We start from the raw sequence: 24,603 nt of genomic DNA, 5'->3' as shown, positions 1-24,603 counted from the left end.
TCCGTGCCTCGCGTGTCCGCCTCCGCCCTGCCCACCGCGCCCCTCGCGGGCCTCACCCTGGTGGTCGGCTTCGCCGCCGGCCAGCTGACCGGCGTGCGCCCGGTGGCGGCCGTGGTCCTACTCGCGGGCGCCGCCTGGTGCGCGCTCCGGTCCGTGCCGTCCGCTGGCTGGTGGAGGGTCGCCGCGGTCGTGGGGGTGGCGGTGATGGCGTTCGTCGGGTCCCACCTCGTGGCGCCGGTGATCGGCGCCTGGCCTGCCGTCGTCGTCGCCGCGCTCGTGCTCGCCGCAGTCACGTGGGCGCTGGTCGACGCTCCCGCTCCCAGGAGGAGCGGGGACGATGGGCGCGACGGCGCACCGTCGACCCAGGCGAGGAGGAGCTCATGACGGCGAGACCACCCCGCACGCCGCTGGGCATGCGGGTCACCGAGAAGCTCTTGACGATCTTCGGCCCGCCCCAGCTCGGCGACTCGAAGGCGCCTCATCGTCCGGTCAGCGAGCAGGAGCGTGAGCGCGACGAGGAGCTGCGCACCCAGCTCGAGCGAGTCGTGGGACCGGACGGGCACTCCTACCTCGTCGAGCGGCCGGCGCCTGCCCGGCGCGCCGCCGAGGAGCACTCGCGGCCAGAGCCGGGGGCCGACGGCTCCTAGCGGGTCTGGGCCAGCGCCGCGCGGGCCCATCCCAGGGCGGTCTCGTCGTCGAGGCCGAGCTCGCGGGCGCGTCGCGCGAACACAGTCGCGGCGGCCATGGCCTCGCTGTCCTGCACCGCGTCGGCGGCGCGGACGAACGTGCCGTTCCTTCCCCGCGTCTCCACGACGCCGCTGTGCTCGAGCTCGCGGTAGGCGCGGGCGACGGTGTTGGCCGCCAGGCCGAGCTCCTGCGCGAGGGCGCGGACCGGGGGGAGCCGCGTCCCCGGGGGGACCTGGCCGGACCGCACCTGCTCGGTGATCTGCGAGCGCACCTGCTCGAAGGGCGGCTGCGCGGCGTCGGGGTCGACGGCGAGGTGCATGGGCGGGGCCTCCGGGGCGGGTGGGGCAGCGGTTCCGCTCAACGTAGCCGCAGACGGCGGGGCGCCGGGGCGTCGGCGGCGTGACCGGGCGCCCCGGATACTGTCGGCAGGCCGCGTCGGCGGCGTCCTGGGGAGGTGTGCCGGTGGAACGGCGTCCTTGGCTGGTGTGCTGCGGACTGGTCACGCTCGACGTGGTCCAGGTGGTCGACCACGTGCCCGCGCCCGACGAGAAGGTCGTGGCCCATGACCTGCAGGTGGACTTCGGCGGCCCGGCGGCCAACGCGGCTGCCACCGCTGCCGCGCTGGGCGTGCCCACCCGGCTCGTGACGGCCATCGGCTCGGGGCCGGTGGCCGACATGGTGCGGGCAGGGCTCGCAGCGGCGGGCGTGGACGTCGTCGACCTGCGCGCGGGCGAGGCGGCTTCGCCCGCGGTGTCCACGGTGCTGGTCACCCGCGCCACGGGGGAGCGCGCGGTGGCGTCCGTGAACGGCCAGGGGATGGGCGACCTCGGGGACCAAGCCCGATCGGTGCTGCCCGGGGTGCTGGGCGGCGCCACGGCGCTGCTCCTCGACGGCCACCACCTCTCGGCCGCGCGGGCGCTGGCGCAGGCGGCCCGGGAGCGCGGCATCCCGGTCGCGCTCGATGGCGGGAGCTGGAAGGACGGGCTCGGCGAGCTGTTGGCCCTGGTGGACCACGCGGTGCTCTCGGCGGACTTCCGACTGCCCGCCGCACTGCTGGGCGGCAGCCCGGCGCCACCGCGTGGCAGCGTCGAGGACCTCGCGGCGGTCGCCGCGCTCGGGCCGCGGACGGTGGCGCGCTCGGCGGGCGCGGGCCCTCTCCGCTGGCTCGAGGCCGCGCGCGGCCACGGCGCGGCCGCCAGGAGCGATGTCCCGAGCCCTCAGGTGCGCACGGTCCTGCCGCCGGTGCTGCCCCCCGGGGCGGTGGTCGACACCCTCGGCGCGGGAGACGTGCTGCACGGGGCCTTCGCGGCTCGGCTGGCCCAGGGGGCGACGGTCGAGGCCGCCCTGGAGGCGGCCGTCGAGGTCGCCACCCGCTCGGTGCGCCACGCCGGGGCGCGCGGCTGGGTCGGGGCGGTCCCCGCCGAGATGCCGGATGCGGCCGGGGGCACCACGATCGATCGATGACCCCGCGTCACCCCGGGATGCGCGAGCGGCTCGCCGCCGCCCTGCTGGGGCGTGTCGCGGGCGAGGACGCCGACGCCAAGCGCCACCGCATCCACGGTGCGCCGGGGCCTCGCTGGTTCGCCCCGGGGAGCCCGGTGCAGCAGGTGCATGGCGACGCCTCGATGTTCGTGGGCGGGCTGCGGGCGCTGCTGCTCCAGTCGCTGCACCCGCTGGCGATGGCCGGCGTCGCAGGCCACTCGGGCTACCGCGGCGATCCCTGGGGCCGGTTGCAGCGCACCAGCACCTTCTTGGCGGTGACGACGTTCGGCACGGCGGAGGACGCGGAGGCGGCGGTCGCGGCGGTGCGGCGCGTGCACGCGCGGGTCCGTGGGCGCGCGGCGGACGGCAGGGCGTACGCGGCGTCGGATCCGCACCTGCTGGAGTGGGTGCACGTCGCCGAGGTCGACAGCTTCTTGCGCGCCCATCAGGCCTACGGCGCGCGCCCGCTGGATCCCGCGGGGTGCGACGAGTACGTGCGCCAGACGGCGAAAGTCGCCCGCGCGCTCGGGGCGCGGGACGTGCCGACCAACGTGGCGGACCTCGGCGAGCGGCTCGAGCGCTTCCGTCCCGAGCTGGAGGGGACCGCGGACGCGCAGTCCGCCGCGCGCTTCCTGCTGCTGCGCGCCCCGTTGCCCGTGGCCGCCCAGGGGCCGTACCTCGCGTTGGGCGGCGCGGCCGTCAGCCTGCTGCCGCGGTGGAGCCGGCGTCCGCTGGGGCTGCCGTCTGTCCCACCGCTGGAGCGCACCGTGGGCAGGCTCGGGGGAGTGGCGACGACGTCGGCTATCCGGTGGGCGCTGGCCGCGACGCCGCCGCCCGCGGCGTCCGTGGAGGCGGGCGCGGCCGAGGAGCGCTCCAGGTCCTGACCGGGGGAAACCCGGCAGACCGGCACATCACGATGTGATCACAGTCACAAGGAACCGTTGACCTGCGATTAGTAAGGGAGGTTCACTAACAAATGTGACCCCGATCACCGCCCCCCGCGGCAGTGGCGCCGCACGAGCGCTGGGGGGCGCACTGCGCCCCACCGCGAAGCTGCTGCCCGAGCATGCCCGCGCCCACCACCGGTCGATGGTGCTCCAGCACCTGTTCCACTCCGGCGCCACGTCCCGGGCCGACCTCGCCCGCAGCACGGGCCTCACCCGCGTCACGGTGTCAGACCTGGTCGCGGCGCTCCTCGCCGAGGGCCTCGTCGAGGAGCTGGGGGTGCGGCAGGAGGGCAAGGTGGGCAAGCCCGCGATGCTGGTCGGGATGCGCACGGCCGGGTTCCAGGTCGTGGCCATCGACCTCGCCGACGACGAGAGCCTGCGCGGCGCCGTCATGACGCTCGTGGGGGACGTGGTCGCCCGGCGCTCCGCGCGGCTCGAGGGACGCACCGGGACACCCGCCGTCGACGTGTTGCGCGACCTCTGCCGCGACCTCCTCGCCGCCGCCACCCAGCCCGTGATCGGAGTGGGCATCGGGTCGCCCGGCGTCATCGACGCCGACGGCGCCGTCGTCGAGGCCCCGAACCGAGGCTGGTACGACGTGCCCCTGGCCGCGGACCTCGCCCGCGAGCTCGGCGTCCCGGTGCACGTCGCGAACGACGCCAACACCCGCGCCCTGGGCGAGCTGACCTACGGCGGAGCCACCGGAGACGGCCTCATGGTCGTGACCGTCGGCCAGGGCCTCGGCGCCGGGCTCGTGGTGGACGGCGCCCTGGTGCGCGGACGGCACGACGCCGCTGGAGAGATCGGGCACGTCACCGTGGTCGACGAGCGCGAGGAGGCGTTCGGGGGCGACCCCGCGCTGCCGTGCGCGTGCGGGCGGCGCGGCTGCCTGGAGACCGTGCTGTCCGTCCCGGCGCTGCGACGCCGCGTCGCCGGGCTGGCGCCCGACGACGCCGTCGCCGCGCTCGCCTCCGCGGGGCGGCTGCTCGGCACCGCGCTGGCGCCTGTCGTCAGCGCCCTGAACCTCGCCGAGGTCTTGCTCTCCGGGCCGCCGGAGCTGCTCGACGGACCACTGCGAGAGGCGGCGCTCGACGCCGTCCGGAAGCGCACCATGCCCGTCATCGGGAATGACCTGCAGGTGCGCACCACCTCACTGGGAGAGGACGCCGCGCTCTTCGGAGCAGCCGTCCTCGTCCTGTCCGGTCAGCTCGGGGTCTCGTGAGGACCCCGAGCCGACCACCTGCAGGTCGGATGCACCACCCTCGGCGACGCCAGACGGCGATCGCCTCGCACCTGGGAGGAACACCAACGTGAAGATCCTACGGACGGCTGCCGTCGGAGTGGCGGCAGCGCTCGCCCTCGCGGCGTGCGGCAGCGGCGACGGCTCGACCGGCGCCACCGGCGACGGCGGCACCCCCGAGCCCGCCACGATCACCCTGTGGCTGGCCGGCGGTGACACCCCCGACGAGCTGCGCGACTACCTGACCACGACCTTCGAGGCCGAGAACCCCGGGTCGAAGCTCGTCATCGAGCAGCAGGACTGGGGCGACCTGGTCACCAAGCTCACCACCGCGCTGCCCGACGCGGCGAACACCCCCGACGTGGTCGAGCTCGGCAACACCCAGTCCTCCACGTTCACCAACGTGGGCGCGTTCCTGGACATCAGCGACATGTACGAGGAGCTGGGCGGCGACAAGCTCGTGCCCGGGTTCGTGGAGGCCGGGGCCGTCGACGGCGCCAACTTCACGCTCCCGTACTACTTCGGCTCGCGGTACGTCTTCTACCGCAAGGACCTCTGGGCCGCGGCCGGCGCCGACGTGCCCAAGACCCTCGCCGAGTTCAACGAGACGGTCGCCGCGATCACGGCCGCGCAGCCGAACGGCATCCCGAACCTCTCGGGCTTCTGGATCGGCGGCCAGGACTGGCGCAACGCGATCTCGTGGATCTTCGCCAACGGCGGCGACCTCGCGGTCCAGGAGGGCGGCGAGTGGACGTCCACGATGTCCGACCCGAAGTCCATCAAGGGGCTCGAGCAGCTCCAGGAGATCTGGACGAGCGCGTCCAAGGCGCCGCGCGACGCGACGGACGCCAACACCTACAACCACCTCAACGACTCCGACGCGGTCGAGGGCGAGGACGGCAGCACGACCTCCTACTCGCTCGACGCGGCGACGGTCATGGCGCCGGGCTGGGCGCACTGGTCCATCGGCGACCTCGTCACCAAGGACGGCAAGGACGTCCGGGAGTGGAACGACGAGCGGTTCGGGGTCTTCGTGCTCCCGAACGCCGAGGGGACGGGCGCCGCGCCGGTCTTCGCGGGCGGCTCCAACATCGGCATCTCGGCGAAGTCCCAGCAGCCCGAGCTCGCCAAGAGCCTGATGCGGATCATCTTCTCGGACGAGTACCAGCAGCTGCTCGGGGAGAACGGCCTGGGCCCGGCGAACACGGACCACGTCGACGCTCTCGGCGACGACCAGTTCGCCACCGCCCTGGTCGAGTCCGCCCTCAACGCCAAGCTCACCCCGGCGGCGCCGGGCTGGGCGGCGCTGGAGAACAGCAAGAAGCTCGAGGAGTTCTTCGGGCAGATCGCCGGCGGGGCTGACGTCACGGCCACCGCGAAGGCGTTCGACGCCGCCGCCACGCCCATCCTCAACGGCGCGGCCGGCTGACCTGCCGCTGTTTGGGCCGGAGGGCGCACGCAGCGCCCTCCGGCCCGGGCGGCCGGCGTCGGACGAAGGAGACGACCATGCCCCGCACCCTCGACCACCCTCCCCAGGCGCCCGCCCTGCGCGCCCGGCGCCGCCCACGCGTGCCGTACGCGCTGCTGGCTCCGGCCGTGCTCCTGCTCCTGGCAGCGCTCGCCTACCCGGTGGGCTGGCAGCTGTTCACGTCGCTGCACCAGTTCGGCCTGGCACAGCAGTTCGGCGCCAGCGCCGAGTTCGTGGGCCTGGGCAACTACGCCCGGCTGGTCACGGATCCGGGCCTGTGGTCCGTGGTGCTCCGCTCGCTGGCCTTCTGCCTGGTCAACGCGGTGGTGACGATGGCGATCGGGGTGCTCCTCGCGCTGCTGATGAAGGCCGTCCCGCGCGCCGTGGCCCTGGTGCTGCAGGTGTCCCTGCTGCTCGCCTGGGCGATGCCGGTGGTCGCGGCCATGACCGTGTGGCGCTGGCTGTTCGACTACCGGCGCGGGGTCGTCAACCACCTGCTCACCCAGCTCGGGTTCGACTTCGTGGGGCACTCGTGGCTCGAGCAGCCGCTGTCCTTCTTCTTCGTCGCCACCGTGGTGATCGTCTGGATGTCGGTGCCGTTCGTCGCGTTCTCGGTGTACGCCGGGCTCACGCAGGTGCCCGACGAGGTGCTCGAGGCCGCGCAGATCGACGGCGCGAACGCCCGCCAGCGGTTCACCGGCATCATCCTGCCGATGGTGCGACCCGTCCTGGCGCTGGTGCTGCTGCTGCAGGTCATCTGGGACCTGCGGGTCTTCGCACAGATCAAGCTGCTGCAGGACGCCGGGGGAGTGCCCAGCGAGACCAACCTGCTCGGCACGTACATCTACCAGGTGGGCGTCGGCTCCGGCGACTTCGGCGCCGCGTCCGCGGTGTCGGTGTTCGTGCTGGCGCTGACCATCACCCTGAGCTGGCCCTACGTGCGGACACTGCTGCGAGAGGAGGGGCCATGACCACGATCCCCGGCGCGCCGACGAGGCCCGCGACCGTCGCCCCCAGCCCCGCGTCCACGACCCGTGCGCCTCGCCGAGGACGGCGTCGGCCGCCCGCGCGGCTGCTGGTCCGCGGGGCGCTGAGCGTGCTGGCGCTGGCCACCGCCGCGGTCTGGGCGTTCCCCGTCTACTGGATGCTCATCTCCTCCCTGCTGCCGAACGTGCGGCTCACCTCGGGCTCCCCGGTCTTCTGGCCGACCCGCGCCTCGCTCGACAACTTCACCGCCGTGCTCGAGGGAGGCACGTTCCTGCCCGCGCTGCGCATGAGCCTGGCCGTGACGTTCCTGACCGTGGGCGCCGCGATCGTGCTGGCGTTCCTGGCGGCGCTCGCGGTGAGCAGGTACCGGTTCCGGGGCCGGCGCAGCTTCGTCTTCACGGTGCTGATCGTGCAGATGCTCCCGGCGGAGGGCCTGTTCATCGCGCAGTACAAGCTGCTCGGCTCGGCGCAGCTGCTCAACTCGGTGATCGGCATCTCGGTGCTCTACGCGGCCGCGGTGGTCCCCTTCACGATCTGGATGCTGCGCGGGTTCGTCGCCGGAGTGCCGGTCGAGCTCGAGGAGGCCGCGATGGTCGACGGCCTGAGCCGCACCCAGGCGTTCCTGCGGATCACGCTGCCGCTGCTCGCCCCCGGCCTGATCGCGTCCGGCGTGTACGCGTTCCTGCAGGCCTGGAACGAGTTCACTCTGGCCTTGGTGGTGCTGCCCGCTGAGTCGGCGAAGACGCTGCCGGTGTGGCTGCGCGGGTTCGTGCAGGCCAGCGCCAGCCGGGAGGTCGACTGGGGCCAGGTGATGGCGGCCTCGACGTTGCTCGCGCTGCCGGTGATCGGGTTCTTCTTGCTGGTGCAGGGGCGGATGACCTCCGGGCTGGTCTCGGGGGCGGTGAAGGGCTGACGTGGACGCGCATCATGACGAGGCCTCGGCGGGCGCCGGGGCGCGGGCGAGCTGGACCGTGGGGCTCGACGTCGGCGGCACGAAGGTGCTCGGCGTGCTGCTCGACGACCGCGGCGTCGTGCGCCGGCAGGTGAGGCTGCCCACGGTGCCCGGCGGGCCCGGGGTGGTCGACGCGGCGCGGACCGCGGTCCTCGAGCTCACCGGGTGGGCGGGGGTCGACGTGCGTGGCCTGCGCGGTGTCGGCGTCGGGGTCCCCGGCGTGGTGGACCCGGTCGGCGGGGCTGTGGAGCACGCCGTCAACCTCGGCATCGCGACGCGCGTGCCGTTGGCGGCGCTCTTGGGGGACGCGCTCGGCGGCGTGCCCGTGCTGCTCGAGAACGATCTGAACGCGGCCGTGCTCGGCGCGGCGCACGTCTCGCCCGAGCCGGTGCGCGACCTGGCGTTCCTGGCGCTGGGCACAGGGGTGGCTGCCGGGCTGCTGCTCGACGGCACGCTTCGGCGCGGCGCGGCGCGCTCCGCGGGGGAGATCGGGCACGTGACGCTCGTCCCCGGCGGCCGCGCGTGCGAGTGCGGGCAGCGGGGCTGCCTGGAGCGGTACGCCTCGGGTAGCGCGATCGCCGCGTCGTGGCCCGGCGCCGGGCGGCCCGCGTCCGTCGCGCTGTTCGAGGCGGCCGACGCCGGCGACCCGCGCGCCGTGGCCGTGCGCGACGAGGTCGCCTGGGCGGTGGCGTCGGCGGTGCGGCTGCTCGTGCTGACCTGCGACGTCGAGCGCATCGTGATCGGGGGAGGGGTGAGCGAGCTGGGGGCGCCGCTGCTCGACGCCGTCACCGGGTCGCTCATCCGCGAGGCCGCGACGTCGCCGTTCCTGGCGTCGATGAAGCTCGAGGACCGGGTGCGGCTGGCGCCGCGGGGCGTGCCGGTCGGCGCCGTCGGTGCTGCACTGGTGGGACGGGGGGAGGCCTGATGGAGGTCGTGATCGGGGCTGCCGACGAGCTCGCGCGGCTCGCCGCCGACGCCGTCGAGGAGCGGGTGCGGGCGCGTGCCGCCCTGGGCTCGCGCGCCGTGCTCGGGCTGGCGACGGGATCGAGCCCTCTCGCGGTGTACGACGAGCTCGTGCGGCGTCACCGCGAGGAGGGGCTGTCCTTCGCGGGGGTCGAGGCGTTCCTGCTCGACGAGTACGTGGGCCTGGCCGCTGACGACCCCCGCCGGTACCGCAACGTCATCGACCAGGAGCTGGTCTCCCGGGTCGACCTGGACCCGGACGACGTGCACGGGCCGGACGGCCTCGCCGCGGACGTGCCCGCGGCGTGCGCCGCCTACGAGATCGCGATCGTCGCCGCCGGGGGGATCGACGTGCAGCTGCTCGGCGTCGGCGCCGACGGTCATCTGGCGTTCAACGAGCCTGGCTCGTCGCTGGCCTCGCGCACCCGGCTCAAGACCCTCACCCGCGGCACCCGGGCGGACAACGCCCGGTTCTTCGACGGCGACGTCGACGCGGTGCCGCGCCACTGCCTGACGCAAGGGCTCGGCACGATCATGCAGGCCCGGCACCTGGTGCTGTTGGCGGCCGGGCGCGCCAAGTCGGAGGCCGTCCACCAGCTCGTCGAGGGGCCCGTCAGCGCGATGTGGCCGGCCACGGTGCTGCAGCACCACCCGCACGTGACGGTGCTGCTCGACGAGGCCGCCGCGAGCCGGCTGCAGCTCGCGGGCTACTACCGCGAGGCGTACGCGGCGAAGCCGCCATGGCAAGGGTTGTGACGCGCCTCAGTGGGACCCGGACGGGAGCCCTTGACGCGCCCGTCGACGCGAGGATCGACACGGCGGAACGCGTGGACGCCACCGACTTGGTCGGTGGGCCGCCGTAGACTCGTGGGCATGAGCGAGCCCCAGCCTTCCCCTGTCGAACCGGACGACCCGTTCAGCTCGGACCCGGGCGCGGGCACCTCCACGAGCGTGCTCGAGCGCACGGAGACGACCGAGCAGGTCGAGCCCGGAGACCATGAGCGCTTCGCGCACTACGTGCGCAAGGAGAAGATCCTCGACTCCGCGATGAGCGGGACCCCGGTCATCGCGCTGTGCGGGAAGGTCTGGGTGCCTGGCCGCGACCCGAACAAGTTCCCCGTGTGCCCGCAGTGCAAGGAGATCTACGAGGGCCTGCGCGAGCCCCAGGACGGCGACTCGGGCGGGTCTGGTGGCGGCGGCGGCCGACGCTGGGGCGGGTTCGGTCGCGGCAAGGGGTCTGGCGACTCCTCCGGCGGGAAGTGAGCGCGCTCCGCCAGCCAGCGTCCTCCGCCAGCCACGCGTCGTCGTCAGCAGCCTCGCAGCTGCCGCCGGCGTTCCCGGCCCGTGCCCCGTGGGGCACGGCGGGGAAGTTGCGCGCCTGGCAGGCCGAGGCGCTCGAGCTGTACCGCGTCCGGAACCCTCGAGACTTCCTGGCGGTCGCGACGCCAGGCGCCGGCAAGACGACGTTCGCGCTGCGGGTGGCCACGGAGCTGCTCGAGGCCGGCGTGGTGCGCCGCGTCACCGTCGTGGCGCCCACCGAGCACCTGAAGAGGCAGTGGGCCGACGCCGCCGCGCGGGTCGGCATCAAGATCGACCCCAACTTCACCAACGCCCAGGGCCGCCACGGCCACGGGTTCGACGGGGTGGCGCTGACCTACGCCCAGGTCGCCAGCAAGCCGGCGTTGCACGCGGCACGGACCGCCGCGGCGCCCACCCTGGTGATCCTGGACGAGATCCACCACGGCGGCGACGCGCTGTCCTGGGGCGACGCGGTCCACGAGGCATTCGAGGGGGCCACCCGGCGGCTGGGCCTGACCGGCACGCCGTTCCGGTCAGACACCGCGGCGATCCCGTTCGTCACCTACGAGCGCGGGCCTGACGGGATCCGGCGCAGCATGTCGGACTACGCCTACGGGTACGGCCAGGCGCTGCGCGACCACGTTGTGCGCCCAGTGATCTTCCTCTCCTACAGCGGGTCGATGCGTTGGCGCACGAAGGCCGGCGACGAGGTCAGCGCGCGACTGGGGGAGCCGCTCACCAAGGACCTCACCGCGCAGGCGTGGCGCACCGCGCTGGACCCGAACGGGGAGTGGATCCCGTCGGTGCTCGCCGCGGCGGACCGCAGGCTCAGCGAGGTGCGCCGCTCGGTGCCCGACGCCGGGGCGATGGTCATCGCCACCGACCAGAACGACGCGCGGGCGTACGCGGGCCACCTGGCCCGGATCACGGGGAAGTCGCCCACGGTGGTCCTCTCGGACGACGACGGCGCGAGCGACCGGATCGACGAGTTCTCCGCGTCGGACTCGCGCTGGCTCGTCGCGGTGCGCATGGTCTCCGAAGGCGTGGACGTGCCGCGGCTCGCGGTGGGCGTCTACGCGACGAGCACCTCGACGCCGCTGTTCTTCGCGCAGGCCGTGGGCCGGTTCGTGCGGGCCAGGCGGCGCGGCGAGACGGCGTCGGTGTTCCTGCCGAGCGTCCCGCAGCTGCTCGCGCTGGCGAACGCGCTGGAGGAGGAGCGGGACCACGCCCTCGACCGCCCGCTCACCGCGGAGGAGCAGGGCGACGTGTTCTCGCCCGAGGACGCGCTGCTCGCGGAGGCGAACGCCGAGCGCAACGGCCCGGACGCGGTCGGCCCGGACGGCCTGGTGGGCTCCTTCGAGGCGCTCGAGGCCCAGGCGTCCTTCGACCGGGTGCTCTTCGACGGCGGCGAGTTCGGCACGGGCGCGGACGTCGGCTCCGAGGAGGAGTTGGACTTCCTGGGGCTGCCCGGGCTGCTCGACGCGGACCAGGTGACCACGCTGCTCAAGCAGCGCCAGGCCGAGCAGCAGAGCGGGCGCCGGCGGAAGAGGTCGGCGCAGGAGCAGGCCGACCAGCTCGCCGAGATGGACCACCGCCGGCAGGCCGAGCTGCGCAAGGAGCTGGCCCAGCTCGTCGGCGCCTGGGCCCGTCGCAGCGGCCAGCCGCACGGCACGGTGCACACCGAGCTGCGGCGCCGGTGCGGTGGCCCGGAGGTCGCCCTGGCGGACCCCGCGCAGCTCGCGGCGCGCATCGACCTGCTGCGGAACTGGTTCGTCGGCAAGCGCTGACCGCTGGGCGCGGGCCGCGGCGGCCCCACGCGTCTCGGATGCGTCTCAGAGTATGGACACGCCCTTGACTTGCGTTTCTGCAGGTCAGCGCGCTGGACGCGTGACCACTTAGCAAACCTCGCCCGTTTCGCAACTCTTGTGCTCAGGATGCTGAATCGGCGCCGGGGTGCCAGCCTTCTTGGCGTGCCACCGACTCCGGATCCCCCGGGAGTCGGAACAGAGAACAGCGAAAGGGTGTGCACAATGCCGTCCTGGCTCCTCCTCATCATCGTCGGCGCCGTCCTGGTCATCCTGGGCGTCGCCACGAACATCGGGCAGTTCCTCATCTGGATCGGCGTCATCGTCCTCGTCGTGAGCCTGATCCTCGGGCTCGTGGGGCGTGGTCGCGGCGCAAGGGTCTAACGATGCGCTGTGCCTGACGGCCTGAGCGCAGCCCCCTGCACGACTCAGCCGGCCAGGTGCAGCGTCACCGTCGGTACCGCGGCCTCGTCCGCGGACAGGCGCCGGGCCCCCCGTGGCAGCTCGTCACGGGAGGCCCGGTGCCTGCGCGCCGCCCGGCGCAGGCCTTCCGGGCCCGTCCACCGCGCGTCCACCGCGCCGTCGACCACCAGCGGCACCTGCAGGGCGCGCAGCGCCTCGTCCTGCGACACCCAGGCGGACACCTGCTCGTCCGTCCCGGTGACCAGCACCTCCTCCACGGCCCGGCCATCCGGGCCCAGCCTGCGGGCAGCCGCCTTGCGGCCCCCCGTCCCCGCCTTCGCGCGGGACGTCTTCGCCACCGGCTCCATCTGCCCGGTGCGGCCCTCCCGGGCCACCAGCTTGTAGACCATGCCGCAGGTCGGCGCCCCCGAGCCGGTCACCACCGAGGTGCCCACGCCGTAGGAGTCGACAGGCGCCGCCGCGAGCGCCGCGATCGCGTACTCGTCCAGGTCGGACGTCACCACGATCCGCGTGTCGTGGGCCCCCAGGGAGTCGAGCTGGGCCCGGACCTCCTGCGCGAGCACCCCCAGGTCTCCCGAGTCGAGGCGCACAGCGCCCAGTCCCGGTCCCGCGACGGCCACCGCCCGCTCGACGCCCGCGCGCACGTCGTACGTGTCGACCAGCAGCGTGGTGCCCGGCCCAGCAGCCGCGACCTGGGCGGCGAACGCCGCCTCCTCGTCGTCGTGCAGCAGCGTGAACGCGTGGGCGGCCGTGCCGATCGTCGGGATGCCGTACCGGCGCCCCGCCTCCAGGTTCGACGTGCCCGCGAAGCCGCTCACCGCCGCCGCCCGCGCCGCCGCCACCGCGGACTCCTCGTGGGCCCGGCGCGAGCCCATCTCCAGGCACGGCCGGTCGACCGCCGCGCTGGTCATGCGCGAGGCAGCGGACGCCACCGCCGAGTCGTGGTTGAGCACCGACAACGCGACCGTCTCCAGCAGCACCGCCTCGGCGAACGTCCCCTCGACCACGAGCACCGGAGACTGCGGGAAGAACACCTCGCCCTCCGCGTAGCCGGTGATCGACCCGCTGAACCGGTACCCGGCGAGGAACTCGAGCGTCCGGTCGTCCACCACGCGCTCGTTCGCCAGCCACTCCAGCTCGGCCGGGCCGAACCGGAAGTCCTCGATCGCCTCGAGCAGCCGCCCGGTCCCGGCGAGCACCCCGTACCGCCGCCCGGCCGGCAGGCGGCGCGTGAACACCTCGAACACGCAGCGGCGGTCCGCGGCGCCGTCGCCGAGGGCCGCCTCGAGCATCGTCAGCTCGTACTTGTCGGTGAGCAGCGCGGTGCTCGGTCGAGGGGGCGTGGACGCGAGGGGGGCGGTCACGGCCGACGTGGCCTCGGGGGTGCTCATGGGCTCAACGTAGGACGAGTTCGTCCGCGGACGCACCTACAGTGATCGGGTGTCAGTCCAGATCGCACCCGAGGAGACCGCCGAGTCCGAGGCGGGCCAGCGGCTCGGGGACGCGTGGGTCACCATCGTGTGGAACGACCCCGTGAACCTCATGAGCTACGTCACCTACGTCTTCCAGAGCTACTTCGGCTACTCCCGCGCGAAGGCCGAGAAGCTCATGCGGCAGGTCCACGAGGAGGGGCGGTCCGCGGTGTCCACCGGGAACCGGGAGCAGATGGAGGTGGACGTGCAGGCCATGCACTCCTTCGGCCTCTGGGCCACCCTGCAGCGGGGAGGCGAGTGATGCGGGCCTTCAGGCGGGAGCGAGGCTCCCTGGTCGCCGAGCTGGACGCCACCGAGCGGGGCGTGGTCGCCGCCGTCGTCGCGGACGTCGCCGATCTGCTGGGCGCCGGCCGCCTCGAGGAGCGCGCGGCCGCCGCCCCGGACGCGGACCCCGCGGTGGAGGGCCTCGGGATGTCGCTGCGCACCCAGGAGATCGAGCCGCCCGAGGACGACGCCGTGCGGCGGCTGCTGCCGGACGCCTCGGTCGACGACGAGGAGGTGGCCGCCGAGTTCCGCCGGCTCACCGAGGACGACCTGCGGCGAGTCAAGGTCGAGCGGCTGACCTGGCTGTGGGACATGCTCACCACCGGCGCCGGCGCGGGATGGCCCGCCGACGCGCTCGTCGTGCCGGTCGAGCGCGGGGGGTCCGTCGCCGCCACCCTCACCGACCTGCGGCTGGTCCTCGCCGACCGGCTGGGCCTGCACGACGACGAGGACGCCGAGTCGCTGTACGTCGAGCTCGACGGCGACCCGTCCGAGGAGGACGACGACCCGCAGAGCGAGGTCCGCCGGTACCTCGGGGCGGTGTACGTCTCGCTCAGCTGGCTGCAGGAGACGCTCATGGCGGCGCTGCTCGACGACCTGGGCCGCTCCGGACGGGCTGGGAAGGACGGGCAGGGAGCATGACTAGGCTCCCTTCCGTGAACGACGCTCCCATCGGGATCTTCGACTCCGGCGTGGGCGGGCTGACCGTCGCCCGGGCCATCCTCGACCAGCTGCCGCAGGAGTCGACCCTCTACATCGGCGACACCCTCAACACCCCCTACGGCACGAAGCCGCTCGCCGCGGTGCGCGCCCACGCGCTCGAGGTGATGGACGACCTGGTCGACGCCGGCGTGAAGATGCTGGTCATCGCCTGCAACACGGCGTCCTCGGCGATGCTGCGCGACGCCCGCGAGCGGTACACGCAACGGCGTGGCCTGCCGGTCGTCGAGGTGATCCTGCCGGCCGCCCGGCGCGCCGTCGCCGCCACCCGCACCGGCCGCATCGGCGTGATCGCGACCCAGTCGACCGTGCAGTCCCGCGCCTACGACGACGCGTTCGCCGTGGCGCCGGGCGTGGAGCTCACCACGCAGGCGTGCCCGCGGTTCGTGGAGTTCGTCGAGGCGGGCGTCACGTCCGGCCCCGAGATCCTCGCGGTGGCCGACGAGTACCTGGCGCCCGTGAAGGCGGCGGGCGTCGACACCCTGGTGCTGGGCTGCACGCACTACCCGCTGCTGACCGGGGTGATCTCCTACGTCATGGGCGAGGAGGTGACGCTCGTCTCAAGCGCCGAGGAGACCGCGAAGGACGTGTACCGCACGCTGGTGGCCCATGACCTCGAGCGGTCTCCCGCCGCCGGGCCCCCCGAGCACCGGTTCCTCGCCACCGGCGACCCCGCGTCCTTCCACGTGCTCGCCCGCCGGTTCCTCGGGCCAGAGGTGCTCGCTGTGGAGACGCGAGGGGCGCTCAGGTGAGGCTCGTGGTGGTGGGCTGCGCCGGGTCGTTCCCCAGCGCCGAGTCCGCGGCGTCGGCGTACCTGGTGCAGGCCGAGGACGCCCACGGCCGGACGTGGACGGTTCTGCTCGACCTGGGCAGCGGCGCCCTGGGCCCGTTGCAGGCGCTCGCCGACCCGACCGCGCTCGACCTCATCGGGATATCCCACCTGCACTCCGACCACGTCGCCGACCTGGTGGTGCTCAACGTGCTGCGCCGGTACCGCCCGGAGGGGCCGTGCCCGCCCGTGCGGCTGCTCGGCCCCGAGGGCACAGTCGAGCGGCTCGCCCAGATGGCCGGCAAGGACCCCGCCACCGAGGTCTCGGGGCAGTTCATGTTCGAGCCGTGGCAGCCGGGGGCCCCCGTGAGGGTGGGCCCGCTGACGATCGAACCGGTCGCCGTCGACCATCCGCTGCCCTCATTCGGCGTGCGGGTCACCGGCCCGTCCGACGCGGACCCGGCCCGGTCCGTGACCCTCGCGTACACCGGGGACACCGACGAGTGCCCCGGGCTGGCCACGCTCGCCGACGGCGTCGACCTGCTGCTCGCCGAGGCCGCCTACATCGAGGGGCGCGACGACGCGCTCCGGGGCGTGCACCTCACCGGTCGCCGGGCGGGGGCCGCCGCGGCGGCGGGGAAGGCCGGCCGGCTCGTCCTGACGCACCTGGTGGCCTGGAACGACCCGCAGGTCACGCTCGCCGAGGCCGAGGGCGAGTACGACGGCCCGATCGACCTGGCCCGGCCCGGCGCCGTCTACACGATCTGAGGCTCGTCGGCGCGGCACGCTCGCGCGGCTAGGCTCGTCGCCATGACTTCTGCTACCTCGACCCCCCAGCCCTCGAACGCGGCAGAGCCGGGCGTCTGGCTGCGGGCCGACGGCCGCCGCCGGGACCAGCTCCGGCCGGTGACCCTGACCCGCCGCTACCTCGACAGCGGCGAGGGCAGCGTGCTCGTCGAGTTCGGCGGTACCAAGGTGCTCTGCGTCGCCTCGTTCACCGAGGGCGTGCCGCGCTGGCGCAAGGGCTCGGGCCAGGGCTGGGTCACGGCCGAGTACGCGATGCTCCCGCGCGCCACGAGCACCCGCTCCGACCGCGAGTCGGTCCGCGGCAAGGTGGGCGGTCGCACCCACGAGATCTCCCGGCTCATCGGCAGGTCGCTGCGCGCCATCATCGACGTCTCGGCCCTGGGCGAGAACACGATCGTGCTGGACTGCGACGTGCTGCAGGCCGACGGCGGCACCCGCACGGCGTCCATCACCGGCGCCTACGTGGCACTGGCCGACGCGGTCGCGTGGGGCGTCGAGCGCGGGGCGATCGACCGCAGGAAGACCGTGCTGAGGGACTCGGTGTCCGCGGTCAGCGTCGGCATCGTGGACGGTGTGCCGGTGCTCGACCTGCCGTACGTCGAGGACGTCCGCGCCGAGACGGACATGAACGTCGTGGTGACCGGCTCCGGCAAGTTCGTCGAGGTGCAGGGCACCGCCGAGCAGGCGCCGTTCGACCGTGCCGAGCTCGACGCCCTGCTGGACCTCGCCGTGGCGGGCGCCAGCGAGTTGAGCGCGCTGCAGGCCGCCGCGCTGGCGGCGCCGTCGCCCGCAGCCGCCCCGTCGTTGGGCGCCGGCGCGTGAGCGCTGTGCCGAGCGCTGTGCCGCCGCGCCTGGTCCTGGCGACCCACAACGCGCACAAGATCGGCGAGCTGCGGTCGATCCTGGCACCCGTGCTCCCCGGGCTGGACCCGGCGGCCGTGGTCGGCGCGCGCGACGTGGAGGCGCCCGAGCCCGTCGAGGACGGGGTCACCTTCGCGGAGAACGCGCTGCTCAAGGCCCGTGCCCTCGCGGCCTTCACCGGGCTGCCCGCCGTGGCCGACGACTCCGGGCTGTCCGTGGACGTGCTGGGCGGCGCCCCGGGGATCTTCTCCGCGCGGTGGGCCGGGCGGCATGGCGACGACCGCGCCAACCTCGACCTGCTGCTCGCCCAGCTGTCCGACATCGCCCCCGAGCACCGGGGAGCCCGCTTCACCTGTGCTGCCGCGCTGGTGACGCCCGACGGCTTCGAGCACGTCGAGATGGGCCACCTGGTGGGGTCGCTGGCCACCGCGCCGCGCGGGGACGGCGGGTTCGGCTACGACCCCGTGCTCGTGCCCGAGGGCGAGACCCGGTCGTGCGCCGAGCTGTCCCCGCAGGAGAAGAACGCGATCAGCCACCGCGGGCAGGCGTTCCGTGCCCTCGTCCCGGTGATCGTCCGCGCCCTGGGCCAATGAGCCCGGGGGCCGGCCCGGTGCACCTGGCCGCCGACGCCGTGAGCGTCGGCTACCCGGGGCGCGCCGTGCTCGACCAGGTGGACCTGCTGGCGTCGGCCGGGCACCGCGTCGGCGTGGTCGGGGAGAACGGCGCCGGCAAGACGACGCTGCTGCGCGTGCTCGCCGGCGACCTGGAGCCGTTCAGCGGCGAGGTGCGCCGGGCCGGGTCCATCGCAGTGGTCGAGCAGGAGCTGGACGTGGCCCCGGGCGCCACCGTCGGCGCCCTCGTGGCCGAGGCGCTGGGGCGCTCACGGGCGGCGGCCGAGCGGCTGGCGGCGGAGATCGAGGGGTTCGACCACGAGCGCGGGGACCTTGCAGCCCTCGCGGACGCCATCGCGCGGGTCGAGCACCTGGCGGCCTGGGACGCCGATCGCCGCGTCGACGAGGCGCTGAGCCGCTTCGGCGCGCCGCGGGACCTGACGCGCCCGTTGGACCGGTTGAGCGTCGGGCAGCGGTACCGCGTGCGGCTCGCCTGCCGCATCGCCGAGCGGGCCGACATCCTGCTGCTCGACGAGCCGACCAACCACCTCGACGCGAGCGGCATCGACTACCTCACGGCCCAACTGCAGCAGTGGCCCGGGGTCGTGGTGATCGTCACACACGACCGGCGCCTGCTCGATGACGTGATGACCGCGATCCTCGACCTCGACCCGTCGATGGACGGACGGCCCGTGCTGTACGGGGCGACGTCCTACGCCGCCTACCGGTTCGCCAAGGACCAGGCCCTGCGCCGCTGGCGGGCCCGGCACCGCGCCGAGCGCAAGCGCGCCGAGCAGCTCGCCGCCCGGCTGGACGCGTCCTACGAAGGGCTCTCCGACGAGTGGCGGCCGCTCAAGGGCTCGCAGAAGAACCGTCGGGCCACGCGGGCCCGGATCCACGTGAAGGCAGCCGACCGGCTGGTGCAGCGCCTCGAGGAGCAAGCGGTCGAGGTGCCGACGCCGCCGGTGGAGCTCGCGTTCCCGGACCTGCCCTCGCTGCCCCGCGACTACAGCGGCGGCCCGCTTCTCGAGGTGCGGGCGCCACGGGTCGCGGGGGACGGCGGGCGCGCGCGGCTCGACCTGCCCGGCACCCGGGTGGACCTGCCGCCGTGCGGCCGCCTGCTGGTGACCGGGCCGAACGGCTCCGGGAAGTCGACGTTCCTCGCCGCGCTGGCCGGCGCGATTCCCCTGGAGCGGGGCGCGCGGTCGCTGGCGCCGGGCGTCCGGGTGGGCGTGCTCGGCCAGGAGGGCGCCCCGGGGGACCGGGGCCGGCGCCATCCCGGTCCGGGCGCCGCGGAGGGCCCGCACGGCCCGCGGGGCAGCGGGTTCGAGGCCTATGCCCGCCGCGCGCTGGACCTGCTCGAGCGCGGGGCGCTCGACCCCGAGCAGCTCGTGCCGGTGGCGGCGCTCGGCCTGCTCAGCGAGGAGGACCTGGAGCGGCCGCTGGCCGACCTGTCGGTGGGCCAGCGGCGCCGGTTCGACCTGGCGTGCGCCCTGCTCGCCGCGCCCCACGTGCTGTTGCTCGACGAGCCCACCAACCACCTGTCGATCGGGCTGGTGGACGAGCTGACCGCGGCCCTGCGCGGAACGTCCGCGGCCGTGGTCGTCGCGACGCACGACCGGCGGATGCGCGCCGACCTGGCGGACTGGCCCGAGCTGACGCTGGGCTGAACGGCGAGCGGCTCGGTCAGGACAGGCGGCCCACGTGGGCCATGGCCTGGCGCAGCAGCAGGTCCTGGCCGCCGTTCATCGCCATCTGCACCTGCTCCGAGGTCGCCTCCTCGGGGGTCAGCCACGCGAGGTCCAGCGCGTCCTGCTGCGGTCGGCAGTCCCCGGAGACGGGCACCACGTAGGCGAGGGACACGGCGTGCTGGCGGGGGTCGTGGTACGGGGTGACGCCGGGGGTCGGGAAGTACTCCGCCACCGTGAACGGCTGCGGCGAGGCCGGGATCTGCGGAAGGGCCACCGGGCCCAGGTCCTTCTCGATGTGCCGCAGCAGGGCGTCGCGGACCCGCTCGTGGTACATGACACGCCCTGACACGAGCGCCCGAGACATCACACCCTCCCGGGTCACGCGCAGCAGCAGGCCCACGGCGACGACGTCGCCGGCCTCGTCGACGCGCACGGGGATCGCGTCCACGTAGAGGATCGGCAGGACGGTGCGCACGTACTGGATCGCGTCGTGGTCCATCCACCCGGCGGGGCGCTCGGGCTCGTGCTCGCGGGGGAAGTCGGCAGTGTCGGTCACTGCTCTGTTCTACCCTCCCCGGCCTGTTCGGGCGGGCCGACGCGCGTCGGCCAGGGAATACTCGGGAGGGTGGGCGTGCTCTACGTGCGCAGACTCACGGACTTAGGGAGGGGCGGCCATGGCCACCACGGAGCTGACCGCAGACACGATCCAGCAGACCATCACCGACAACGACATCGTGCTCGTCGATTTCTGGGCGGAGTGGTGTGGGCCGTGCAAGCGGTTCGAGCCGATCTTCGAGGCGTCCTCGCAGGCGCACCCCGACGTCGTCTTCGCGAAGGTCGACACGGAGGCGGAGCAGGAGCTCTCCATGGAGCTGAGCATCACGTCGATCCCGACGCTGATGGCGTTCCGCCAGGGGATCTTGGTGTTCAACCAGGCAGGCGCTCTGCCCGCGCCAGCCCTGGAGCAGGTCATCAGCGCCGTGAAGGCGCTCGACATGGACGACGTCCGCGCCCAGATCGCGGCGCAGGAGACGGCCTCGCAGAACTGACGCGCATCGGACGGCCATCGCGCGACCCCTGGTCGACGGTGGCCGTCCGCATGTCGGGAAGCACCCAGATGACACGGATCCGTGACAGTTTGCGGCAGTGACATCCCGCGCTTACGGTGCGAAGAGATCGTCCGCACGGCGACGTCAGCAGGTGGCGGGCCGGGAGAGGCCGGTCAGCGGGGGGCTTGTCATGTCGACGACGACGACGACGAAGACGACGCACGGTGCGGACACGGCCGGGGGCGCCCGCAGGAGGCGCCGTGGCAGGCGCGCGCGTCCCGCCGGGCTGGTGGCCTCCCTCGCCGCGGTGGTGCTCGCACTGGGCGGGCTCGGCGTCGTCGCGGGAGCCGCCAGCGCGGAGCCGGTGCCCATCGGGTCGGGCGGGTACACCACCGACCGCGTCGGCCCGTCGCCCGAGGGATGCGCGCCCCTGGCGACGGACCCACGCGCCTACCTGACCGACGACGCCCCGGACGGCGCCATCCCCACGAACGACTGGTGGTCCTCCCTCGTCTTCAAGCGGTGGAACTGCGTCGGCAGCGAGCCGTTGCACGCCCACCCGGTCTCCTACCAGCCCACCGAGGCGGGGCTCGGCCTGTCCAGCACCCGTGAGCCGGTGCTCTCCGGGACCCCGGGGGGTGTGGGGGAGTTCCACTACCCGTACGCCCAAGACGTGCTGGTGGGCGTCGCCGGGCTGGCCGCGCCCGTGGTCGAGGTGGCGGGCTGGACCGACTGGACGGTGACGCCCTCGTGGGACGACGGCGCCCGCTCGATGCGCGCGACCATCGGCCACGGCCTGCCGTTCAGCTGGTACCACCTCAGCGGGGGACAGGCCCAGCTGACCGTGACCGGCGAGCCGCGGGTGTGGCAGCAGGACGGCGCGGTGATCGGGTTCACGGCCAACGGCCACGACTACGCGGCCTTCGCGCCCGGCGGCGCCGCCTGGACGGTGTCCGGGTCCACCCTGGCCAGCGATCTCGGGGGCCTCGGCTATCTCAGCGTGGCGTCGCTGCCCACCGGTACGGGAGCCGACGACGCCGCCCGCCGGGCAGCGCTCGCGCAGTACGCCCCGTACGCCTACGCCGAGGTCACGGGCGCCCAGGCCGACTACGCGTACGACGAGGCTGCGGGCAGCGTCTCGACGACGTACGCGGTGCAGACCACGCCGCTCGAGGGCTCCGCGCAGGGCACCGTGCTCGCGCTGTACCCGCACCAGCAAAAGCACCTCGCCTCGGTGGCCGGCCAGGCGACGCCCGCCCTCGCCGCGTACCCGTCGCCCCGTGGCGACATGACCGCCTACGTGGGGGCCACGGCCTTCACCACCGAGACGCCGTTCACCGGCGTCCTGCCTGAGCTGCCCGCTGTGGCGACCGGCTCGGGCGACGCGGCGGCGAGGCTCGACGCGTTGCTCGCCGAGGCGGCCGCCGACCCGATGCAGCAGGTCTCCACCGACACGTACTGGACCGGCAAAGGGCTGGGCCGGGCCGCCCGAATCGCCGAGATCGCCGACCTGACGGGCCGCGTGGACGTGCGCGACGCGGCACTGGCGCAGATCCGCGCGACGCTCACCGACTGGTTCACCGCCACGCCCGGCAAGGCCGAGCAGGTCTTCGCCTACGACGACCGGTGGGGGACCCTCATCGGCTACCCGGCGTCCTACGGCTCCGACAAGGAGCTCAACGACCACCACTTCCACTACGGCTACTTCATCGCCGCCGCGGCCACGCTCGCCAAGTTCGACCCCGCCTGGGCGGCGGACGGCGCCTATGGCGGCATGGTCGACCTGCTGATCCGCGACGCCAACGGGCATGACCGCTCCGACCAGATGTTCCCGTACCTGCGCGACTTCGACGTGTACGCGGGCCACGACTGGGCCTCGGGCCACGGCGCGTTCGCGGCGGGGAACAACCAGGAGTCCAGCTCGGAGGGCATGAACTTCGCCGGGGCGCTCATCCAGTGGGGCGAGGCCACCGGCGACACGGCCACGCGCGACGCGGGCGTGTACCTGTACGCGACGCAGGCCGCCGCCATCCAGGCGTACTGGTTCGACGAGGCAGGTGCTATCCCCGAGGGGTTCGGGCACAGCACCGTTGGGATGATCTGGGGCGACGGCGGCGCGTACGCGACGTGGTTCAGCGCGGAGCCCGAGATGATCCAGGGCATCAACACCCTGCCGATCACCGGCAGCCACCTGTACCTGGGCCAGCGGCCCGATGACGTGCGCCAGAACTACGCCGAGATGGCAGCCGTCAACGGCGGGCCTCCGACGGTGTGGCAGGACATCTGGTGGGAGTACCTCGCGCTCGGCGACGGGCCCGCTGCGCTCGCGGCCCTCGACGCGCAGCCTGGCTACGTCCCGGAGGAGGGCGAGAGTCGCGCGCACACCTACCACTGGGTCGCGAACCTCGCGGCGCTCGGCCCTCCGGACGCGACAGTGCGGGCCGACCACCCGCTGGCGGCCGTGTTCTCGCGGGACGGCGCCCGCACGTACGTCGCCGCGAACGTCACCTCGGCGCCCCTGACCGTGCAGTTCTCCGACGGGACGTCCGTCGAGGTCCCGCCCGGGCGCACCGTGGCCAGCGGCGCCCTGAACTGGTCGGGCGGCTCGGGCTCCGGGGGTGGCCCTGAGCCGACCGCCAGCCCCACCTCCTCACCGACGAGCACACCGACCTCGACACCGACCAGCACCCCGACAGCAGAGCCCACGTCGAGCCCGACGCCCACACCCACCCCGACGGGTCCGGCGGAGCTGATCACGCTCTACCCGCAGCCCGGTGGCGGCCTGACCGGCGTGGCCCCGCCGACGACCCCGGTGACACTGCCCGGGGCCCGAGGCGTCGACGGCGTGGCCGAGCCGTCGGACGCCGCGGTGTTCACCGCGACCGGCCTCAACGGCGCCACGACAGGCGGGGCAACGGCATTCGAGCTCGCGGTGGACGCGGGCCTGTCGGTGGGCAACGGCACCCGTGCGTCGGTGTCCTACGACCTCACAGGCGACGGGACCTGGGACCGCGTCGAGACGTACCGGTACTTCGCCACGGACCCCGCGCCCGGGACGGAGCGATACACCCAGGCCGTGGGGATCGAGCGGGCCACGGGGGCGCTGGGCCCGCTGGCCGGCGGCTCGGTGCGGGTCGCGGTGTGGAACTCGATCGGGTCGACGCCCAGCACGCTCGAGCTCGGGTCCGGCTCGGTGGTGCGGCTGCCGTTCCAGGCCGCGGGATCGTCCGCCGGCCCGGTCCAGCCGGGGGCGCCCGCGCAGGCGCCCGCGGCCGGCCCACCCGCGGCCGGGCCGGTCGTGGCAGCCCCGCCGGCCGCGCCCGCCGCGCCCGCCGCGCCTGCCGCGCCGGGAGCCCAGGTGGCGCCCCGTGCCGGGAGCCCGCAGGGCGGCGCCGTCCGTTCGCCCAGCGGTCGCGGCTCGTCGTCCGCCCTGCCGCGCAGCCCCGCGTCGTCCGGTGACCGGGGCGCCGGGGCTGCCCTACGGGACACAGACCGCTCGCTGCTCGACGCCGGGGAGGGCGCCTTGACGTCCGGCGCCGTGCCCGCGCCGAGGGCCCGGGCGGGGGACGGGGCGCCGCGCAGGCTTGCCATCGCCGCCGACGAGCCCGCGCAGCCCGCGGCCCAGACCCTCCTGACGCTGTCGCCGGCCAGCAGCGCCGCAGACCTCGCGGCGCGCCGCGGCGTGCTGATGGAGCACGACAGCAGCGGCGCGCGGGGAGCGGAGCCGTCGGGGGCCCTCGTCTTCGTCGCGCGAGGTCTCACGGGCAGCTACCTGAGCACCACCACCGTGTTCGACCTCTCGGCCGGGCCGCGGGTGATGGTGGGCAACGGCACCCGGGTCTCGGTGTCGTTCGACCTCACGGGCGACGGCACGTGGGACAGGGTGGAGACGTTCCGGTACTCGGCCACCGAGGCAGGCGCCGTCGAGCGGCATGCTGTGGGGCTCGAGGCGGCAGACGGGACGCTCGGCCCGCTGGACGGGGGAGCGGTGCGGATCGCCGTGTGGAACGGCCTGGGGCTCGAGCCCGGGTCCTTGGACGCGGGCGGGGCGCACGTCCGCCTGCCGCTGCGCTGAGGGGGGCGCG

At 74.4% G+C, this 24,603-nt stretch carries 25 protein-coding genes; 22 read left to right on the top strand and 3 right to left on the bottom strand.

Annotated elements, in window-relative coordinates; translation table 11 throughout:
• Positions 1–3: 3 nt before the first annotated feature.
• Positions 4–384, top strand: coding sequence for a hypothetical protein (locus NP064_RS11085; protein WP_227569595.1), 381 nt, complete (start codon positions 4–6; stop codon positions 382–384).
• A complete protein-coding gene (locus NP064_RS11080; protein WP_227569596.1) occupies positions 381–647 on the top strand; it encodes a hypothetical protein in 267 nt (88 codons plus the stop codon). The genes NP064_RS11085 and NP064_RS11080 overlap by 4 nt, the downstream gene beginning before the upstream one ends.
• Here the strand turns inward: NP064_RS11080 and NP064_RS11075 are convergent.
• Entirely contained in the window at positions 644–1,006 is a 363-nt protein-coding gene (locus NP064_RS11075; protein ID WP_227569597.1) for a GntR family transcriptional regulator, read from the bottom strand. The genes NP064_RS11080 and NP064_RS11075 overlap by 4 nt on opposite strands.
• A gap of 143 nt (positions 1,007–1,149) precedes the next feature.
• On the opposite strand from NP064_RS11075, the gene NP064_RS11070 reads away from it, so the two are divergent.
• The 11 genes from NP064_RS11070 (at position 1,150) to NP064_RS11020 (ending at position 12,214) form a co-directional block, all read left to right on the top strand.
• Positions 1,150–2,151, top strand: a complete 1,002-nt coding sequence (locus tag NP064_RS11070; RefSeq protein ID WP_227569598.1) for a PfkB family carbohydrate kinase — start codon at positions 1,150–1,152, stop codon at positions 2,149–2,151.
• The gene (locus NP064_RS11065; RefSeq protein WP_227569599.1) at positions 2,148–3,053 is read left to right on the top strand and encodes an oxygenase MpaB family protein; all 906 of its coding nucleotides are present in this window, start codon (positions 2,148–2,150) and stop codon (positions 3,051–3,053) included. The genes NP064_RS11070 and NP064_RS11065 overlap by 4 nt, the downstream gene beginning before the upstream one ends.
• Before the next feature lie 94 nt (positions 3,054–3,147).
• Positions 3,148–4,338, top strand: a complete 1,191-nt coding sequence (locus tag NP064_RS11060; RefSeq protein ID WP_227569600.1) for an ROK family transcriptional regulator — start codon at positions 3,148–3,150, stop codon at positions 4,336–4,338.
• 88 nt (positions 4,339–4,426) lie between these two features.
• Entirely contained in the window at positions 4,427–5,785 is a 1,359-nt protein-coding gene (locus NP064_RS11055) for an extracellular solute-binding protein (RefSeq protein ID WP_227569601.1), read from the top strand.
• A 77-nt stretch (positions 5,786–5,862) separates the two neighbouring features.
• The gene (locus NP064_RS11050) at positions 5,863–6,795 is read left to right on the top strand and encodes a carbohydrate ABC transporter permease (RefSeq protein WP_227569602.1); all 933 of its coding nucleotides are present in this window, start codon (positions 5,863–5,865) and stop codon (positions 6,793–6,795) included.
• Positions 6,792–7,724: a carbohydrate ABC transporter permease gene (locus NP064_RS11045; RefSeq protein WP_227569603.1), complete on the top strand. Its 933-nt coding sequence runs from the start codon at positions 6,792–6,794 to the stop codon at positions 7,722–7,724. The genes NP064_RS11050 and NP064_RS11045 overlap by 4 nt, the downstream gene beginning before the upstream one ends.
• 1 nt (position 7,725) lies before the next feature.
• Positions 7,726–8,688, top strand: a complete 963-nt coding sequence (locus tag NP064_RS11040) for an ROK family protein (protein ID WP_227569604.1) — start codon at positions 7,726–7,728, stop codon at positions 8,686–8,688.
• Positions 8,688–9,482 carry a glucosamine-6-phosphate deaminase gene (gene nagB / locus NP064_RS11035; RefSeq protein ID WP_227569605.1) on the top strand — a complete coding sequence of 265 codons (795 nt, stop codon included), beginning with the start codon at positions 8,688–8,690 and terminating at the stop codon, positions 9,480–9,482. The genes NP064_RS11040 and nagB overlap by 1 nt, the downstream gene beginning before the upstream one ends.
• 117 nt (positions 9,483–9,599) lie before the next feature.
• On the top strand, positions 9,600–9,989 hold the full coding sequence (locus NP064_RS11030) for a DUF3039 domain-containing protein (protein WP_227569606.1): 390 nt from the start codon (positions 9,600–9,602) through the stop codon (positions 9,987–9,989).
• Positions 9,986–11,812 (top strand): DEAD/DEAH box helicase, encoded by a 1,827-nt coding sequence (locus NP064_RS11025; RefSeq protein WP_227569607.1) that lies wholly within the window; start codon positions 9,986–9,988, stop codon positions 11,810–11,812. The genes NP064_RS11030 and NP064_RS11025 overlap by 4 nt, the downstream gene beginning before the upstream one ends.
• 243 nt (positions 11,813–12,055) lie before the next feature.
• Positions 12,056–12,214, top strand: a complete 159-nt coding sequence (locus NP064_RS11020; RefSeq protein ID WP_227569608.1) for a hypothetical protein — start codon at positions 12,056–12,058, stop codon at positions 12,212–12,214.
• Positions 12,215–12,258: 44 nt separating this feature from the next.
• Here the strand turns inward: NP064_RS11020 and NP064_RS11015 are convergent, their stop codons facing one another.
• Positions 12,259–13,644, bottom strand: coding sequence for a nicotinate phosphoribosyltransferase (locus tag NP064_RS11015; protein WP_227569609.1), 1,386 nt, complete (start codon positions 13,642–13,644; stop codon positions 12,259–12,261).
• 49 nt (positions 13,645–13,693) lie between these two features.
• Between NP064_RS11015 and clpS the strand changes: the two genes are divergently transcribed.
• Genes clpS through NP064_RS10980 form a run of 7 tightly spaced genes read left to right on the top strand, consistent with a single transcriptional unit; the run spans position 13,694 to position 19,448 of the window.
• Positions 13,694–13,987, top strand: a complete 294-nt coding sequence (gene clpS / locus NP064_RS11010) for an ATP-dependent Clp protease adapter ClpS (RefSeq protein WP_372456370.1) — start codon at positions 13,694–13,696, stop codon at positions 13,985–13,987.
• Entirely contained in the window at positions 13,987–14,652 is a 666-nt protein-coding gene (locus tag NP064_RS11005; protein ID WP_227569610.1) for a DUF2017 family protein, read from the top strand. Before clpS ends, NP064_RS11005 begins: the two co-directional genes overlap by 1 nt.
• A gap of 14 nt (positions 14,653–14,666) precedes the next feature.
• Positions 14,667–15,482: a glutamate racemase gene (murI, locus tag NP064_RS11000; RefSeq protein ID WP_227569611.1), complete on the top strand. Its 816-nt coding sequence runs from the start codon at positions 14,667–14,669 to the stop codon at positions 15,480–15,482.
• Positions 15,479–16,267: an MBL fold metallo-hydrolase gene (locus NP064_RS10995; protein ID WP_227569612.1), complete on the top strand. Its 789-nt coding sequence runs from the start codon at positions 15,479–15,481 to the stop codon at positions 16,265–16,267. Before murI ends, NP064_RS10995 begins: the two co-directional genes overlap by 4 nt.
• A 42-nt stretch (positions 16,268–16,309) precedes the next feature.
• Positions 16,310–17,128, top strand: coding sequence for a ribonuclease PH (gene rph / locus NP064_RS10990; RefSeq protein WP_227569613.1), 819 nt, complete (start codon positions 16,310–16,312; stop codon positions 17,126–17,128).
• Between the two features lie 5 nt (positions 17,129–17,133).
• A complete protein-coding gene (gene rdgB / locus NP064_RS10985; RefSeq protein WP_372456377.1) occupies positions 17,134–17,760 on the top strand; it encodes an RdgB/HAM1 family non-canonical purine NTP pyrophosphatase in 627 nt (208 codons plus the stop codon).
• Complete coding sequence (locus NP064_RS10980) at positions 17,757–19,448, top strand: ABC-F family ATP-binding cassette domain-containing protein (protein WP_227569615.1); 1,692 nt, start codon at positions 17,757–17,759, stop codon at positions 19,446–19,448. Before rdgB ends, NP064_RS10980 begins: the two co-directional genes overlap by 4 nt.
• Positions 19,449–19,464: 16 nt before the next feature.
• On the opposite strand, the gene NP064_RS10975 is transcribed toward NP064_RS10980, so the two are convergent.
• Positions 19,465–20,025, bottom strand: coding sequence for an NUDIX hydrolase family protein (locus NP064_RS10975; RefSeq protein ID WP_227569616.1), 561 nt, complete (start codon positions 20,023–20,025; stop codon positions 19,465–19,467).
• 118 nt (positions 20,026–20,143) lie between these two features.
• Here NP064_RS10975 and trxA point away from each other — a divergent pair, with 118 nt between their 5' ends.
• Together trxA and NP064_RS10965 are read left to right on the top strand one after the other, a co-directional pair.
• Positions 20,144–20,518: a thioredoxin gene (trxA, locus tag NP064_RS10970; protein WP_227569617.1), complete on the top strand. Its 375-nt coding sequence runs from the start codon at positions 20,144–20,146 to the stop codon at positions 20,516–20,518.
• 190 nt (positions 20,519–20,708) lie between these two features.
• A complete protein-coding gene (locus NP064_RS10965; protein ID WP_227569618.1) occupies positions 20,709–24,593 on the top strand; it encodes a glycosyl hydrolase in 3,885 nt (1,294 codons plus the stop codon).
• Positions 24,594–24,603 lie beyond the last annotated feature (10 nt).

Origin of the sequence: Cellulomonas chengniuliangii, assembly GCF_024508335.1 — a bacterium.
In the GTDB taxonomy this organism is placed as follows: Bacteria; Actinomycetota; Actinomycetes; order Actinomycetales; family Cellulomonadaceae; genus Cellulomonas_A; species Cellulomonas_A chengniuliangii.
This window is presented reverse-complemented; position numbering and strand designations above follow the sequence as displayed.

What these genes read in the sequence shown, in the direction of transcription:
- NP064_RS11075 (WP_227569597.1), bottom strand. Translation starts at nt 1,006, where the DNA reads ATGCACCTCGCCGTCGACCCCGACGCCGCGCAGCCGCCCTTCGAGCAG.
- rph (WP_227569613.1), top strand. Translation starts at nt 16,310, where the DNA reads ATGACTTCTGCTACCTCGACCCCCCAGCCCTCGAACGCGGCAGAGCCG.
- NP064_RS10980 (WP_227569615.1), top strand. Translation starts at nt 17,757, where the DNA reads ATGAGCCCGGGGGCCGGCCCGGTGCACCTGGCCGCCGACGCCGTGAGC.
- NP064_RS11080 (WP_227569596.1), top strand. Translation starts at nt 381, where the DNA reads ATGACGGCGAGACCACCCCGCACGCCGCTGGGCATGCGGGTCACCGAG.
- NP064_RS11065 (WP_227569599.1), top strand. Translation starts at nt 2,148, where the DNA reads ATGACCCCGCGTCACCCCGGGATGCGCGAGCGGCTCGCCGCCGCCCTG.
- NP064_RS10965 (WP_227569618.1), top strand. Translation starts at nt 20,709, where the DNA reads ATGTCGACGACGACGACGACGAAGACGACGCACGGTGCGGACACGGCC.
- NP064_RS11020 (WP_227569608.1), top strand. Translation starts at nt 12,056, where the DNA reads ATGCCGTCCTGGCTCCTCCTCATCATCGTCGGCGCCGTCCTGGTCATC.
- nagB (WP_227569605.1), top strand. Translation starts at nt 8,688, where the DNA reads ATGGAGGTCGTGATCGGGGCTGCCGACGAGCTCGCGCGGCTCGCCGCC.
- NP064_RS11005 (WP_227569610.1), top strand. Translation starts at nt 13,987, where the DNA reads ATGCGGGCCTTCAGGCGGGAGCGAGGCTCCCTGGTCGCCGAGCTGGAC.
- NP064_RS11045 (WP_227569603.1), top strand. Translation starts at nt 6,792, where the DNA reads ATGACCACGATCCCCGGCGCGCCGACGAGGCCCGCGACCGTCGCCCCC.
- NP064_RS11050 (WP_227569602.1), top strand. Translation starts at nt 5,863, where the DNA reads ATGCCCCGCACCCTCGACCACCCTCCCCAGGCGCCCGCCCTGCGCGCC.
- NP064_RS11015 (WP_227569609.1), bottom strand. Translation starts at nt 13,644, where the DNA reads ATGAGCACCCCCGAGGCCACGTCGGCCGTGACCGCCCCCCTCGCGTCC.
- NP064_RS11030 (WP_227569606.1), top strand. Translation starts at nt 9,600, where the DNA reads ATGAGCGAGCCCCAGCCTTCCCCTGTCGAACCGGACGACCCGTTCAGC.
- trxA (WP_227569617.1), top strand. Translation starts at nt 20,144, where the DNA reads ATGGCCACCACGGAGCTGACCGCAGACACGATCCAGCAGACCATCACC.